The sequence below is a fragment of the Micromonospora sp. bgisy143 genome (genome assembly GCF_057708145.1).
Genome location: NZ_JBYIRN010000010.1, coordinates 43,950 through 59,370 on the forward strand (window position 1 = coordinate 43,950; position 15,421 = coordinate 59,370).

13 protein-coding genes are annotated in these 15,421 nt (G+C 73.7%); 1 reads left to right on the plus strand and 12 read right to left on the minus strand.

Features of this window, described 5'->3' with window-relative positions:
* Window positions 1-4 precede the first annotated feature (4 nt).
* The 3 genes from def to AC3EN4_RS14350 all read right to left on the minus strand — a co-directional run bounded on the left by def (window position 5) and on the right by AC3EN4_RS14350 (window position 4,438).
* Complete coding sequence (gene def, locus AC3EN4_RS14340) at window positions 5-565, minus strand: peptide deformylase (RefSeq protein ID WP_433538285.1); 561 nt, start codon at window positions 563-565, stop codon at window positions 5-7.
* Window positions 566-606: 41 nt separating this feature from the next.
* Window positions 607-1,875: a cytochrome P450 gene (locus tag AC3EN4_RS14345; RefSeq protein ID WP_435206357.1), complete on the minus strand. Its 1,269-nt coding sequence runs from the start codon at window positions 1,873-1,875 to the stop codon at window positions 607-609.
* A 79-nt stretch (window positions 1,876-1,954) separates the two neighbouring features.
* Window positions 1,955-4,438: an ATP-binding protein gene (locus AC3EN4_RS14350; RefSeq protein ID WP_435206358.1), complete on the minus strand. Its 2,484-nt coding sequence runs from the start codon at window positions 4,436-4,438 to the stop codon at window positions 1,955-1,957.
* A 244-nt stretch (window positions 4,439-4,682) separates the two neighbouring features.
* Between AC3EN4_RS14350 and AC3EN4_RS14355 the strand changes: the two genes are divergently transcribed.
* On the plus strand, window positions 4,683-5,963 hold the full coding sequence (locus tag AC3EN4_RS14355; protein ID WP_435206359.1) for a chymotrypsin family serine protease: 1,281 nt from the start codon (window positions 4,683-4,685) through the stop codon (window positions 5,961-5,963).
* Window positions 5,964-6,035: 72 nt separating this feature from the next.
* Here AC3EN4_RS14355 and AC3EN4_RS14360 read toward each other — a convergent pair whose 3' ends face one another.
* The 9 genes from AC3EN4_RS14360 to AC3EN4_RS14400 all read right to left on the minus strand — a co-directional run bounded on the left by AC3EN4_RS14360 (window position 6,036) and on the right by AC3EN4_RS14400 (window position 15,296).
* Window positions 6,036-7,019: an AAA family ATPase gene (locus tag AC3EN4_RS14360; protein WP_422739612.1), complete on the minus strand. Its 984-nt coding sequence runs from the start codon at window positions 7,017-7,019 to the stop codon at window positions 6,036-6,038.
* Between the two features lie 191 nt (window positions 7,020-7,210).
* Window positions 7,211-9,172, minus strand: a complete 1,962-nt coding sequence (locus AC3EN4_RS14365) for a primosomal protein N' (protein ID WP_435206360.1) — start codon at window positions 9,170-9,172, stop codon at window positions 7,211-7,213.
* A gap of 59 nt (window positions 9,173-9,231) precedes the next feature.
* Entirely contained in the window at window positions 9,232-10,425 is a 1,194-nt protein-coding gene (gene metK, locus AC3EN4_RS14370; protein ID WP_355624166.1) for a methionine adenosyltransferase, read from the minus strand.
* An 87-nt stretch (window positions 10,426-10,512) separates the two neighbouring features.
* Entirely contained in the window at window positions 10,513-11,721 is a 1,209-nt protein-coding gene (coaBC, locus tag AC3EN4_RS14375; RefSeq protein WP_435206361.1) for a bifunctional phosphopantothenoylcysteine decarboxylase/phosphopantothenate--cysteine ligase CoaBC, read from the minus strand.
* Window positions 11,722-11,735: 14 nt separating this feature from the next.
* Window positions 11,736-11,999 carry a DNA-directed RNA polymerase subunit omega gene (rpoZ, locus tag AC3EN4_RS14380; RefSeq protein ID WP_074318577.1) on the minus strand — a complete coding sequence of 88 codons (264 nt, stop codon included), beginning with the start codon at window positions 11,997-11,999 and terminating at the stop codon, window positions 11,736-11,738.
* 64 nt (window positions 12,000-12,063) lie between these two features.
* On the minus strand, window positions 12,064-12,597 hold the full coding sequence (locus AC3EN4_RS14385; protein WP_435206362.1) for a nucleoside/nucleotide kinase family protein: 534 nt from the start codon (window positions 12,595-12,597) through the stop codon (window positions 12,064-12,066).
* A gap of 25 nt (window positions 12,598-12,622) precedes the next feature.
* Window positions 12,623-12,940: an integration host factor, actinobacterial type gene (mihF, locus tag AC3EN4_RS14390; protein ID WP_007458370.1), complete on the minus strand. Its 318-nt coding sequence runs from the start codon at window positions 12,938-12,940 to the stop codon at window positions 12,623-12,625.
* 178 nt (window positions 12,941-13,118) lie between these two features.
* Window positions 13,119-13,955 (minus strand): orotidine-5'-phosphate decarboxylase, encoded by an 837-nt coding sequence (pyrF, locus tag AC3EN4_RS14395; protein WP_435206363.1) that lies wholly within the window; start codon window positions 13,953-13,955, stop codon window positions 13,119-13,121.
* 66 nt (window positions 13,956-14,021) lie between these two features.
* Complete coding sequence (locus AC3EN4_RS14400) at window positions 14,022-15,296, minus strand: adenosylmethionine--8-amino-7-oxononanoate transaminase (protein WP_435206364.1); 1,275 nt, start codon at window positions 15,294-15,296, stop codon at window positions 14,022-14,024.
* Between the last annotated feature and the right edge of the window lie 125 nt (window positions 15,297-15,421).

Below are 15,421 nucleotides of genomic sequence, written 5' to 3' on the forward strand. Positions count from 1 at the left end.
CCGGTCACCGACCCAGGCCGAAGGGGCTGCCACCGGCGTGCGGGTTGACCTTGACCACCGGCGGGGCGGCCGGGTCGTACCACTCGGCCTGGCGGATCGCCTTCATGGCCTCCTTGCGACCGGCGGAGTCGAGCCGGTCGAGGAAGAGCACCCCGTCGAGGTGGTCGGTCTCGTGCTGCACGCAGCGGGCCATCAGCCCGGTGCCGACGATCTGCAACGGGTCGCCGTAGCCGTTGAAGCCCTTGGCGATGACGTTCTGCCGGCGCTTGGTGTCGAAGTACAGCCCGGGGATGGACAGGCAGCCCTCGGGACCGTCCTGCTCCTCCTCGTCGGGGAACTCCAACACCGGGTTGACCAGGTGCCCGAGCACGTCGTCGACGTCGAAGGTGAACACCCGCAGGCTCACGCCGAGCTGCGGCGCGGCCAGGCCGGCGCCGTTCTGCCCCCGCATGGTGTCGGTGAGGTCGGCGATGAGCCTACGCAGCTCGACATCGAAGTCGACCACCGGATCGGCCGGCGTGCGCAGCACCGGATCCCCAAACAGACGGATGGGCTGGACGGTCACGCGGGACGGCTCCTTCGTAGGGCGGGCGGTGCCGTACCAGTCTACGGAGTGCTCGGGAGGGAGCCGGCCGGCGTACCTCGATCGGCCGCCGCCGGTGTGCCCAGCGTCACCAGCAGGCTCTCGTAGCCGCGCAGGGTCAGCCGGGTCCGGTGCCGGGGCGGCTCGGCCAGTGCCAGCTCGGGCAGCCGGCGCAGCAGCAGCGGGAACGCCAGCTGCGCCTCCAGCCGGGCGAGGCCGGCGCCGAGGCAGTAGTGCGGACCGGCACCGAAGGACAGCGGGTGCGCCTGCTCACGGGTGGGGTCGAAACGCTCCGGGTCGGTGAAGCGGCGGGGGTCGCGGTTGGCGGCGCCGAGCAGCAGCAGCGCCGTGCTGCCGGCCGGCAGGCCGAGCCCGCCGCAGCGCACCGACGCCGTGCTGGTCCGGGTGGTCAGCTGCACCGCGGAGTCGTAGCGCAACAGCTCCTCGACGTACGCCGGGACGAGCCCGGGGTCGGCGCGCAGCGCGTCGGCCTGCTCGGGGTGGCGCAGCAGCACGACGAGGCCGTTGCCGAGCAGATTGGTGGTGGTCTCGAAGCCGGCCACCAGCAGCACCACCAGGTTGGCCAGCAGTTCGTCGCCGGTGAGCCGCTCGCCGTCGGCGTCGTGGACCTGGACCAGCGCGGTGGTCAGGTCGTCGGCCGGTTCCCGGCGCCGGGCGACGATCAGCTCGACGAAGTAGTCGCGCAGTTCGGCGGCGCCCGCGTCGGCGACAGCCAGTTCCTCGGTGGTGATCTCCGGCTCCAGCACGCCGGTCAGATCGCCGGCCCAGCGCCGGAACAGCGGCCGGTCCTGCGCCGGCACGCCCAGCAGCGCGCAGATCACCCCGACCGGGAGCGGGTACGCGAAGTCGGCCAGAACGTCGACCGGCCGGCCGTCCTGGGCGCGCTCGATCATGGCGTCGAGCAGCTCCTCGGCCTGTGCCCGCACCACGTCACGCATCCCGGCGATCCGGCGCGGGCTGAACGCCCCGGCGGCGAGCCGACGCATCCGGCTGTGGTCGGGCGGGTTGGTCCGCAGCATGGACCGGGCGATTGACTTCATCGCCGGGCTCTGCCGCCAGTTCGGCCACACCTGGTCCCGCAGCGCGTCGTCGAGCACCCCGAGGCGGGGGTCGCGCAGCAGCTCGTCGACCTCCGGGTAGCCGGTCACCACGTACAGGCCGGGCAACGCCTCGACCACCGGACCGTGGGCGCGCAGCCGCTCGTACGTCGGGTACGGGTCGACGCGTCCCTGCGGCGACATGAGCAGTGTGAGCGCCTCGGCAGCCTCCATGGCCGGCCTCCCCGTCGATGCGTCGAAGGCTCCATCATCCCGGTGCCGCCGCCGGACGGCAGCCCCTGCCGGGCACCCGTCAGCCCCGGGCGGTCGCCGCCGTGGCCAGCAGGGCGCGGACCCGCTCGGCGTCGGGATGGCCGAGGTCGTCGAGGATGCGCACCGCACGCTGCCAGGTGCGCACCGCGCCGACGGTGTCCCCCGCCGCCTGCCGGCTCTCGCCGAGCCGGGACAGGGTGTCCGCCTCGTCGTAACGGTCGCTGATCCGCCGGTAGAGCCGCAGCGCCCGCCCGTAACAGCGGATCGCCTCGGCATGGTCGCCCAGGCGGGCGTGGATGAAGCCGAGACTGTCCCAGGTGTTCGCCTCGCCGTGCCGGTCACCGGTGCGGCGCAGCAACGTCAGCGCCTGCCCGCAGTGGGTGAGCGCCGGGGCGTACTGGCCGAGCTGGGCGTGTGCCCAGCCCACCGCGTTGCGGGCGCTCGCCTCGCCGGCGAGGTGGCCCGCGTCCCGGTACAGCTCCAGCGCCCGCTGCCCGTGCTCCAGGGCCTCGGCGTGCCGGCCGAGGCCGTCGAGCATCGCCCCGAACGCCCGGTGGGTACGCGCCTGCCCGGTGTGGTCACCCAGCGCCCCGAAGATGGCCAACGACTCCCGGTAGTTGGTCGCAGCCTCCTCCACCCGGCCCAGCCGGGAGAGCACCCGGGCGAGGTCCCGGTGAGCGTTCGCCTGCCCGAGTCGGTCACCCGCCCGACGGGCTCCGGCCAGGGCGGTCCGCTGGGCGACGGCGAGGTCCGGCCAGCGCCCCCGGCGTTGCAGGAAGTCCACAAGCGTCCACGCCAGCTGCCAGGCGTGGCCGTCGAACCCGACGTGCCTGGCGTGCGCGACCGCTGCCAGCAGCACCGGGTACTCGGTGGTGAACCAGGCGAGCGCCTGCGCGTGGTCGGTGATCTCCTCGGGCAGCACACCGGGCGGGGCCGGGGCCAGGGTGACCGGATCACGGCCCGGTTGCAGCAGCAGCGCGGCCGCGTGGGCGGTGTGCAGGTAGTGGTCCAGGCCGCGCCGGATCGCGGCCCGCCGGGCGCCGGCCGGCTCGAACCGTTCGGCCTGCTGGGCGGCGTACGCCCGGAGCAGGTCGTGCGCGCCGAACCGCCCGGGGGCGTGCTCGGTGACGAGGTGCGCGTGGGCCAGCTCCGCCAGCAGTCGGGGGGCCTGCTCCCGGGGCACTGCGGCCAGGCTGGCCGCCGCCGGCACCCCGATGTCCGGGCCCGGGTGGCAGCCGAACAGCCGGAACAGCCGGGCGGCCGGGGGCGTGAGGCTCTGGTACGACCAGGAGAAGACGGCCTGGACGTCGGTGCTGGCGTCACCGGCGTCGAACGGTTCCAGCGGACGGGGTGCCCTGCGCAGTTCGGCGGCGAGGCTGGCCAGCGGAAACCCGGGATTCGCCGCGCCCCGGGCGGCGAGCACCGCCAGCGCCAGCGGCAACCGCGCGCACCGCTCGATGATCTCGTCCACGGCCCGTGGTTCGAGGGCCAGCCGGTCCGCGCCGAGTCGGCGGGCGAGCAGTTGCCACGCCTCGGCGGCACTGAGCAGTTCCACGCCCAGCGGACGGGCGCCCTCGGCGGCGATCAGCCCGGCCAGGCGGTTGCGGCTGGTGACCAGGACCAGGCAGGTCGGGCTGCCGGCCAGCAGCGGCCGGACCTGCTCGGCGTCGCGGGCGTTGTCCAGCAGCACCAGCATCCGACGGCCGGCGAGCAGGCTGCGGTACAGGCCCACCTGTGCGTTCAGGTGGGTGGGGATCCGTTCGGGCGGCACCTCGAGGGCCTCGAGGAAGCCCCGGATCGCCTCGGCAGCCGTCACCACCGTTCCGGTGGCGTCGAATCCGCGCAGGTCGACGTAGAGCTGACCGTCCGGGAAGCGGTCGGCGACCCGGTGCGCCCAGTGCACCGCCAGGGTGGTCTTGCCGACCCCGGCCGTACCGGACAACGTCACCACCCGGGCGGGCGCCATGCCGCCGTCGTCGGCGGGGTCCGGGTCGGCACAGGCGGCGTCGAGCTGGGCGAGCTGGGCGGCACGTCCGACGAATCCGGGTAGCGCCGGGGGCAGTTGGCGGGGTACGGGAAGACGGTTCGTCGTCGCGGCGGCGCGGGCGCCGCCGCCCCGGGAGCGCGTCGCCGTGGCGCCCGCCCGAACGTCGGTCACGTGGTCACCGGTGGGGCGTCGGCGTCGCTCCTCGATCCGGTCCCGCGCGGTGGCCAGCACACCCTGCTCGCCGGGGCCCGCCCCGAGCAACCGGATCAGCGCGTCGAACCGCTCCGGCGGGGGCAGCACGTTCCCGGCGAAGTACTCCCCGATGATGCCGCGTGACCAGCCCGTCTTCGCCGCCAACTGCCGGTACGTCAGCCGGGTCTCGCCCTGTTGCCGCGCTTCGCGGCGGCGCAGTTGGCGCAGCAGAGCGGCCAGGTCCGGCAGGGTCTGCGCGGCGGCGGCGCGTCGTGCCACGTCGGACGCCCCGGGCGACTCCTGCGGTCCGGGACGAACCCCGGGAGCAACCCACTGGTCGGACATGCGGCCCCCACCCCCTCCCGGCCACCCGGGCCGCCCCGGATGCCGACACGGGCAGGCTAGTTGCGGCCACCCACGGTGAGATAGGCGAGCGCCGATGTCTGACAGTTCACATCAGACCTTTCGGCGTCCGGCGGTGTCCGACCGTGTCCAATCCCGTCCAGGATCGCCGCCCCGAACGGACGACCCGTGCCACCGTCCTGGTGCGGGCTCGGCCCGCGCCACGAACCCTGGGGAAGGGGTACAGATGATCCGTCCACACCCGACCGCCCGACGGTCCACGTCGATGCTGCGCCGCATCGCCGTGGTCGCCTGCGGCCTCACGCTGCTCGTCACGGGCGTGACCGCCACGTCGGCCACCGCCGCGCCGAAGGGCAAGGCCACCACCACCGGATCGTTCGTCGACAGCACCGCGGTGCCCGGTGGCTTCGCCTCCTGGGCCGAGCTGCTGAAGCTGCAGGAGCGGATGAACACCGCCGCCGCCCAGATCACCAACGCCGCGCAGCGCAGCGCGAACTCCGGCTTCGCCGGGATCGTCGCCGATCCCACCACCCGGCACCTCCAGGTCTACTGGAAGGGCGAGCCGCCGGCCCGCCTGGTGGCGAACGCCCGGGCCACCGTCGCGACGACGGTGCTGCCCGCCGCGTACTCGCAGCGGGAGCTGATGGCCGCGGCCGACAAGCTGCGCGCTTCGGCCGGTGACAAGATCACGACGGTGGGGCCGCGCGCCGACGGCGCCGGCCTGCTCGTGGGTACGCAGAGCGGACTGCTCGGCGCGGCGGCCCTCGCCGGCGTGCCGGTGACCGTCCAGACCGGCGTCGCCGCCGCTCCCGCCACCCGGTGGGACGACTCGCCGCCCTGGTGGGGTGGCGCCGCGTGGCGTAACACCTCCACCGGCGGCGGTTGCTCGACCGGCTTCGGCGTCTGGGCGGGCGGGGTGTCGCGGGTGCTCTCCGCCGCGCACTGCGCCAACCTGAACGTCGTCGCGGCCGACCCGACCGGGCAGACCATCGGCACCGTCATCAGCCGCAACGTCAGCAGCGACACGCTGCTCATCGCGGGCTCCGGGGGCGGCCGGGTCTTCAACAACAGCACCGACGCGAACGGCGCGGTGGTCAGCGAGTTCAGCAACCAGGTGATCGGCGCGCAGGCCAGCCAGGTCGGCAACTGGGTGTGCAGCTCCGGCGCGTACTCCGGCACCCGGTGCTCGATCCAGGTGAAGGCCCGCAACCTGTGCATCAACGTGCGCAACTTCGGCACGGTCTGCGGTCAGGTCCAGGCCGAGAACACCACCCGCACCAACGCCGTCGGCCAGGGTGACAGCGGCGGCCCGGTGGAGATCGTGAACCCGGCGAACACCCTCCAGGTCTGGGCGACCGGCACCAACACCGCCATCGACGACACCAACACCTCGACGGCATGCACCGGTTACGTTCCGACCGGGCGGGTGTGCGCCTGGCGGTTCTACTACGAGGACATCTTCTCCGGCATGGCCGGCGTGGGCGCCTCCGGAGTCGTGCTGGGCTGACGCCTCCGCACGACCACCGTTCAACCCGACAGTCGGGCCGGCGCGCATCCCGCGTGCCGGCCCGGCACGGTGCTAGGCGCCGACGCCCGTGTCGGCGGCGAGTACGGCGTCGCCGCGGAGCAGCGCCGGCTCCGGCAGCGGCAACTGGATCTTGTGAGCGGCCTCCCAGTCGTAGACCAGGCCGGGCCGCACCTGCGCCGCGAAGTAGTCCACGGCGCTCATCCCGCCCACCACCGGCTCGTCGACCTCGGCGACCAACTGGGCCGGGACCAGGGTGAACCCGTTCTGCAGGGCGGCGCTGAGCCGACGGTGCCCGTCGACCACGAAGAAGTACTCCCCGGTGAACCCGATCTTCAGCGGCTCCAACGACTCGTCACCGGCCTCGGCCACGTCACCGACGAACTCGCTGTCCCAGAGCCCGCGCAGGGTGGCGATGTCCTCGGTCGGGTAGACCCGGGCCGGGTCCAGCAGCAGCAGCGGCGGGCCGTCGCGCAGCACGTCGGCGCCGAGCGTGCCCTCGTACGCGGCGATGATGTGCTCGACCACCTCGGCCGCGGAGGCCCGGGTGGTGTCGCAGATCAGGTCGTAGTTGCGCAGCCGCGCCTTGTCCACCCCGTAGCGGAGGATGAACCGGTTGCGCTCGCTGGCGCTGCGCTCGCGGAGCTTGGCCTTGGCCTCGTCGTGCGAGGTGTAGCTCTCCGCCGGGCCGGACGGGCGGGCCAGCACCCGGCGGGCCGCCTCACCCGGCTCGGTGATCATGTGCACCTTGAGCGCGTCGGTGAAGAAGTGCCAGGCCAGCCGCGAATCCATGATCAGGTGCTCGCCGGAGGCGGCGATGTCCCGCTGGAGCTGGTCGACGTACCCGTCGACGGCTTGGTCCAGCTCGGCGTGCAGGTTGAGTTGCAACGCGGTCATCTGCCGCTGCTGCGCCATCTCCCGATAGAGGTCACCCACGCTGACCCGGCGCATGCCGAGCCGCTTGGCGATCTCCACCGACACGGTGCTCTTGCCGCTGCCGAGGTCGCCGTTGAAGACGATAGATTGTCGAACGGTCACGACTGGTCCACCCCTGATAACCGGCTTCCTGACATCATCGACATCGCGTCCGACCGACGCGTTCCTGGGCCGTCGTACACCCGAGCATGACGGGCGATGCTACCACCTCGCCGCCAGCGCTTTGCCGGACGCGGTGTGCGGGCAGCGGTCGCCGGGTCGGCTTCGGCCGCCGGCCACCTGCGGGAAAACGGTCAGAACAGGCTCAGCGGATCGACCTGGAGACGAACCGGGTCGGCGGCCTTGCGGGCGGCGCGCAGTCCGGCTGCCGAGTGCAGCGCCTCGGCGAGCGCGGCGGCCCGCGCCCGGGGCACCCGCAGCAGCATCCGCTCGCGCCCCTCGTCGGCCGGCACCGGCCCGAGCACCTCGGCGTCGGCGGGCAGCCGCGCGGCGGCGAGCAGGTCGGCCACCGCCTCGGCCGGGCCGGTGACGCTCGCCATCCGTACCGCCGGCGGGAAACCCAGTTCACGGCGCTCGGCCAACTCACGGCCGGCGAACCAGGCGGCGTCCCAGCGCAGCAGCGCCTGCACCGGGGCGAGGGCGCCGTCGGCGACCACCACCACCCGGCCGGCCGGCGCCGGACGGGCCAGGGCTGCGGCGGCCAGCCAGCGGCGCAGCGCCTCCTCGCCGGCCCGCAGGTCGGCCCGGGTCAGCAGGGCCCACGAGTCGAGCAGCAGCACCGCGCCGTAGCCGCCCGCCGCGACCGGTTCGGCGCCGGGCGTGGCGACGACCAGGGCCGCCGTTCCGGGCACGTCGGTCAGCACCTCCTCGCGTCCCGAGGTCCGCACCGGCACGTCCGGGAACGCCCGGCCCAACTCCTCGGCGGTACGCCGGGCGCCGGTGACCGCCGCCCGCAACCGCCGCCCGCCGCACTGCGGACAGGCGTACGCGGCGGCGACCCGGGCGCACCACCGGCAGACGGGGGTGCCCCCGGCCGACGGCAGGGCGAGCGGACCGGCGCAGTGCGCGCAGCGGGCCGGGGTGCGGCAGTCGGCGCAGGAGACCGAGGGCAGGTAGCCGCGGCGGGGCACCTGCACCAGCACCGGCAGGCCCGCCCGGAGCGCGTCGCGGGCGGCCGTCCAGGCCAGGCTGGGCAGCCGGGCGGTGGCCGCGCCGGGATCACGGGCGAGCTGCGGATCGTCGCCGGTCGGCGCGATGGTCGGAATCCGCGCCCGGACCGTGGCCCGGTCGGCGACCACCTCGCGGGCCCAGCCGGTCTCCAGCAGCAACTGCGCCTCGGCCGTGCGCGCGTACCCGCCCACCAGCGCGGCGGCCTCGGTGAGCCGCGCCCGGGTGAGCAACACGTCCCGGGCGTGCGGGTAGGGCGCGCGGGGTTCGGAGTGCAGGTCGTCCCCGTCGTCCCAGACGGCGACGAGACCGAGCCGGCGCACCGGGGCGAACATCGCCGCCCGGGTGCCGATGACCACCGGCACCTGCCCGCGACGGGCGGCGAGGAACGCCCGGTAGCGCCGGGCCGGCCCGAGGGCGGCGGAGAGGGTGACGTGCCGCCCCGGACCCAGCACGTCGGTCAGCGCCGCGTCGAGCCGGTCAAGGTCACGCGCGTCGGGCACCACCACCACCGCGCCGCGCCCCCCGGCCACGGTGGCGGCGACCGCGTCGGCGTAGCGGGCGGCCCAGTCCTCGCCGGGCAGCGCGGACCAGACCGCCCGGGCCGGCCGGCCGTCGGTGAGCGCCCGCAACAGCGCCGGGCCGGCCGGGTAGTCCCGCCACCCCCTCGGGTCGACGGGCTCGGCGGGCACCGCCGACACGGCGGCATCGCCGGACCCGGCCAGCCCGCCCGGCACGGCGGCATCGCCGGATTCGGGGTCGGCGGCGGGCTCCTTCTCGACGCGGGCGTGCCGGGGTGGCACGGCGAGCCGGAGGACGTCGGCGAGGTTGCCCGCGTACCGGTCGGCGACGGCGCGGGCCAGGCGGGCGACCTCGGGCGTCAGCACCGGCTCGGGCGAGACGACCTTCTCCAGGTAGGCGAGCCGCCCGGTGTGCCCGGAGTCGTCGGCGCGCTCCAGCAGCCAGCCGTCGACGAGCTGCCCCGCGAAGCGCACCTTGACCCGGGTGCCGGGCACCGCCTGGTCGTCCAGCTCGGCCGGCACGAGGTAGTCGAACGGGCGGTCCAGGTGCGCCAGCGGCACGTCCACGCAGACGCGCGCGACCGGCGACCCCTGCGCGGGTCGCCGGTCGCTACGCCTGGTGGCGGTCAGGCTCCCGCGGCCGACTTGAGGTCGGCGGCCCGGTCGGTGCTCTCCCAGGTCAGGTCCGGCAGCTCCCGGCCGAAGTGGCCGTACGCGGCGGTCTGCTGGTAGATCGGGCGGAGCAGGTTGAGGTCCCGGATGATCGCGGCCGGGCGCAGGTCGAACACCTCGGAGACGGCGCTCTCGATCGAGGCGACCGGCACGGTCTCGGTGCCGAACGTCTCGATGAAGAGGCTCACCGGGTGCGCCTTGCCGATCGCGTAGGCGACCTGCGCCTCACACCGCTCGGCGAGGCCGGCGGCGACCACGTTCTTGGCCACCCAGCGCATCGCGTACGCGGCCGAGCGGTCCACCTTGGACGGATCCTTGCCGGAGAACGCGCCGCCGCCGTGGCGGGCGTACCCGCCGTAGGTGTCGACGATGATCTTGCGGCCGGTCAGGCCGGCGTCACCCATCGGGCCGCCGATCTCGAACCGGCCGGTCGGGTTCACCAACAGCCGGTAGCCGTCGGTGTCCAGACCGAGGCTCTCCAGCTCGGGGGCGATCACGGAGTCGCGCACGTCGGGGGTCAGCAGCGACTCCAGCGAGATGTCCGCGGCGTGCTGGCTGGACACCACGACGGTGTTCAGCCGGACCGGGCGCAGCCCCTCGTACTCGATGGTGACCTGAGTCTTGCCGTCCGGCCGCAGGTACGGGATGGTGCCGTCCTTGCGGACCGCGGCGAGCCGACGCGCCAGCCGGTGGGCCAGGGCGATCGGCAGCGGCATCAGCTCCGGCGTCTCGGAGCAGGCGAAGCCGAACATCATGCCCTGGTCGCCGGCGCCCTGCGCGTCCAACGCGCTCTCCGAGGCGCCGGTGCGCAGCTCGAAGGCGTTGTCGACGCCCTGCGCGATGTCCTCGGACTGCGCGCCGATCGAGACGCTGACCCCGCAGGAAGCCCCGTCGAAGCCCTTCTTCGACGAGTCGTAGCCGATGTCGAGGATGGTCCGGCGGACGATCGTCGGGATGTCGGCGTACGCCTTGGTGGTGACCTCGCCGGCGATGTGCACCTGGCCGGTGGTGATCATGGTCTCGACCGCGACCCGGCTGTGCGGGTCCTCGGCGAGCAGGGCGTCCAGGATGCCGTCGCTGATCTGGTCGGCGATCTTGTCCGGGTGGCCTTCCGTGACCGATTCGGACGTGAAGAGGCGGCGTGTCACGGCACTCCTAAGCGTGTGAGGTCGTTCCGCGGCAGTCTAATCACCGCTGCGGCCGGTGTCGGGATCGGTCGCGCTCTGTTCCACCCGTCAGGAGCGGTTGGCCAGCCGCGCCACGACGAGGTCCCACACGGTGTCGGCCACCGCCTCCTTGGCCTGCTCCGGCAGTCGGCTCACCGAGCCGTCCGCGCCGATGACCGTCACCGTGTTGGTGTCGGCACCGAAGACCCGGTCCGGACCGACCTCGTTGATCACGATGAGGTCGGCCCGCTTCCGGGCCAGCTTCGCCCGGCCGTTGGCCTCCGCGTCGCCGGTTTCGGCGGCGAACACCACCAGCACCTGCTCCGGCCGCTTGCGCTGGCCGAGCTCCGCCGCGATGTCCGGGTTCGTGACGAGCTCGATGGTGGGAGCGACACCGTCGTCCGACTTCTTGATTTTGCCAGGCGCGTACGTCGCCGGTCGGAAATCGGCCGGAGCCGCCGCCATCACGACCGCGTCGGCCTCGGCGGCGGCCGTCAGGGTCGCCTCGCGCAGCTCGGCGGTCGTGCCGACCCGGACCAGATCGACCCCGGCGGGGTCGGCGAGCGAGACGTTGGCCGCGATCAGCGTGACCCGGGCGCCACGGGCGACCGCCGCACGCGCGAAGGCGTACCCCTGCTTGCCGGAGGAGCGGTTGCCGAGGAAGCGGACCGGGTCCAGCGGCTCGCGGGTGCCACCGGCGGTGACCACCAGCCGGCGACCGGTCAGGTCGGCCGGGGCGGCGACGCCCCGGGCGAGGGCCTGGCGGGCGACCGCGAAGATCTCCGCCGGGTCGGGCAGCCGGCCCTTGCCGGTGTCGGCGCCGGTGAGCCGCCCGACGGCGGGCTCGATCACCCGGACGCCCCGGGAGCGCAGCGTGGCGACGTTGGCGACGGTGGCCGGGTGTTCCCACATCTCGGTGTGCATGGCCGGGGCCAGCAGCACCGGGCAGCGGGCGGTCAGCAACGTGTTGGTCAGCAGGTCGTCGGCGAGCCCGTGGGCGGCCTTGGCGAGCAGGTCGGTCGTGGTCGGCGCGACCACCACCAGGTCGGCCTGCTTGCCGAGGCGGACGTGCGGCACCTCGTGCACGTCGGACCAGACGTCGTCGGCGACCGGCTGGCCGGAGAGCGCCGCCCAGGTCGGTGCGCCGACGAACCGCAGCGCCGACGCGGTCGGCACGACACGGACCCGGTGGCCGGACTCGGTGAAGAGTCGCAGCAGCTCACACGCCTTGTAGGCGGCGATGCCGCCGCCGACCCCGAGGACGATCGAGGCGGACATCGACGGGGACGGACCTACGGCTGGTCGGTCGGCTCGGCGGTGAGCAGGCCGCCGTTGATCTCGCGCATGGCGATGGAGAGGGGCTTCTCCTGCGGGGTGGTCTCGACGAGCGGGCCGACGTACTCCAGCAGGCCCTCACCGAGCTGGCTGTAGTAGGCGTTGACCTGGCGCGCGCGCTTGGCGGCGAAGATGACCAGCGCGTACTTCGACGTCGTCTTCTCGAGGAGCTCGTCGATCGGCGGGTTGGTGATGCCTTCGGGGTTGGCGATGGATCCCACGAATTAACCTCTGCGTCTTTCGAGCCGCGCGGACGCGGTGCTGAGTCCCGACGGCGGCCGGCCGTCAGCCACGCACACGCGACCAGGCCGGATCCGGATAAGTTGAACCGAGTAAGCCTACCAGCTCGTCCACCACCCGATCGGTGAGGTCGTGCGTGAGGGTGTCCGCGAAGGCGGCCGTCACGGCGGCGTCGAGGCGGCGTCCGGGCGGGAGCAGCAGCACCAGCCGCGCGTCGGGCATCCGGGCCCGCACCAGCCGGGCCCCGGTCAGGTCGAGCGGAAGCAGGACCTGCTGCCCGGCGTCGAGCCGGGCGCGCAGCGGCGGATGCAGGGTCCCCCGGCGGTACGCGCCGATCCGGGACCACTCCAGCAGCTCGCCCGCGGCCACCCGGCGCTCGAACTCGGCTGGGGCGAGGAACACCCGCTGCTCGCCATCGGTCTCCGGCTCCCGGCGCGGCCTGGTCGTTGCCGGCACCGGGATCCACACGGACGGGAAACGCGCCCGGACGAGCTCGACGACACTCTCCCTGCCGGAACCCGAAGGTCCAGCCAGGACAGTGAGCCGAGCCGCCGGGCGCGCCTCGTCATCCGTGCTCACTGCTTGTTTCTACACGCTGCCAGGTTCAGTTGGCGGCGAACTCTCCAAGCAGTGCCTTGCGCTGCTGCTCGCCGAGGCCGCGCAGACGACGGCTGTCGGCGATCTTGAGCTTCTCCATGATCTGGGTAGCCCGGATCTTGCCGATGCCCGGCATCGCCTGCAGGACGGCCGAAACCTTGAGCTTGCCCACGACGTCGTCGCTCTCGGCGCGCTCGAGGACGGCACCAAGGGTGGTCTTGCCCTGCTTGAGCTGCTCCTTCAGCTCGGCACGGGCCTTGCGGATCTCCGCGGCCTTCTCGAGCGCGGCAGCGCGCTGTTCGGGGGTCAGTGACGGGAGCGGCACCAGTTCTCCTCAGGTCCCTATCGCGGCGGGCGGGGCGCACCGCCGCATCTGTGAAACGTGGTGTCGCTGTGAACCAAGGGGTCCATGGTTCCCAGCGCGGGGAAAACTAGCGGTCAACGGAGCTTTCGGCAACGTGGGCGCGCGATGATCACCGCAAAGTGACCGAGCCGTCAGTCAGTCACCGGGCAGCCAGAACGGCCCGGCACTCACCCAGCACCCGGTCCGCGGCGGCCCGCAGGGCGTCGACGTCCGGTCCCGCCGACAGGACCTCGCGGGAGTACGACGGGAGCACCGCGGCGAGGCTGGAGCCGAAGACGGTACGCAGATCGGCGGCGCCCGCACCCTGCGCGCCGAGCCCCGGAGCGAGCAACGGACCCCCCACCGTGGAGAGGTCATGACCGGTGTCACCGATGGTGGCCCCGACCACCAGACCGAAGCTGCCGAGGGGGTTCGCACCGCTGTTGAGCTGGGAAATCTCGTCGATTACGGTCTGCGCGACGGTGCGTCCGTCGGCCGTGCGCGCCCGCTGCACAGCTGCGCCCTCGGGGTTGGAGGTGAGCGCCAGCACGAAGACGCCGCCGCCGTGTTTCGCGGCCAACTCGAACATTGGGGCCAGCGAACCTACTCCCAGGTAGGGACTGGCCGTGACCGCGTCGACATACAGCGGGCTGGATGGATCCAGGTACGCCGAGGCGTACGCGCTGACCGTTGAGCCGATGTCGCCGCGCTTGACGTCGAGCAGAACGAGCGATCCGGCTTCCCGTAACTGTCGGATAGTTGACTCAAGAATCGCCACACCGCGGGATCCGAACCGCTCGAAAAAGGCCGACTGAGGCTTGACAACCGCAACCCGGTCACCGAGCGCATCCACCACGGTTCGGGTGAACCGGTCCAGACCGTCGACATCGTCCGCGAGGCCCCACCGGGCGAGCAGACCGGGATGCGGGTCGATGCCCACGCAGAGCGGTCCGCGCTCGGTGACCGCCCGGTGCAGCCGGGTGCCGAAGCTCTCCATCGGCGTACTTCCCCTCTTGTCGTCGGGTGGCGGTGCCGCCGCCCGGGATACTCGTCGACCGGCCGCTCAGCCGGCCGCCACGGCCGCCGCCACCCCGGCCGCGATCCGGGCCAGGTCGGCGTCGTCGGTGACGTACGGCGGCATCGTGTAGATCAGGTCCCGGAAGGGCCGCAGCCAGACGCCCCGGTCGGCGGCGGCCACGGTGGCCGCGCCCAGGTCGACGTCGTGGTCGAGCTGGACCACGCCGATCGCCCCGAGCACCCGCACGTCGGCCACGCCCGGCGCGGCGCGCAGCGGCTCCAGGCCGGCGCGCAGGCCCGCGCCGATCCGGGACACCTGCGCCGGCCAGTCGCCGGCCCGCAGCAGCCCGATGGAGGCGTTGGCGACCGCGCAGGCCAGCGGGTTGCCCATGAACGTCGGACCGTGCGCCAGGACGCCGTCGGCGGAGATCCCCCGGGCGATCTCCGGGGTGCACAGCGTCGCGGCCAGGGTCAGATAACCCCCGGTGAGTGCCTTGCCCACGCACATCACGTCCGGGGACACCCCGGCGTGCTCGGCGGCGAACATCGTGCCGGTACGGCCGAACCCGGTGGCGATCTCGTCGAAGATCAGCAGTACCCCGTGCGCGCGGGTCACCTCGCGCAGCACCCGCAGGTAACCGGGGTGGTGGAAACGCATCCCGCCCGCGCCCTGCACCACCGGCTCCACGATGACCGCGGCCAGTTCGTGGGCGTGCCGCTCGACGGCGTCCACCAACGCCGCCACGTACGCCTCGTCGGGAGGATCGGCGAACCCGCCCGGCGGCACCGGGGCGAAGACCTGCCGGGGCAGCACGTCACCCCAGAGGTGGTGCATCCCGCCCTCGGGGTCGCAGACGCTCATCGGGTGGAACGTGTCGCCGTGGTACCCGCCCCGCCAGGTGGCCAGCCGCCGCCGTTCCGGCCGGCCGACCGCCCGCTGGTACTGCAGGCACATCTTCACGGCCACCTCGACGCTCACCGACCCGGAGTCGGCCAGGAACACGTGTTCCAGCCCGTCCGGGGCCAGCTCGACCAGGGTGCGGGCGAGCCGCACGGCGGGCTCGTGGGTGAGTCCGCCGAACATGACGTGGCTCATCCGCCCGAGCTGGTCGGTCACGGCCGCGTCCAGCACCGGGTGCCGGTAGCCGTGGACCGCCGCCCACCAGGACGACATCCCGTCCACCAGCTCCCGGCCGTCGGCCAGGGTCAGTCGTACCCCCTCGGCGCTGCGGACCACGAACGGCGCGTTCGCCGGCGGCAGCGCGGCGTACGGATGCCAGACGTGCGCCCGGTCGACGGCCAGGATCTCCTCGGGTGTCACGCGTACTCCTTCCAAGCGCCAGCGGGCCGGGCGCCAGCGGGCCGGGCGCCGGTCGTCAGGCCGCCGGTCGGGCCGTTCCTCCTCATCCTTTGCTCTGCTTCAACGGAGGCAACGCCCGGTGTCCG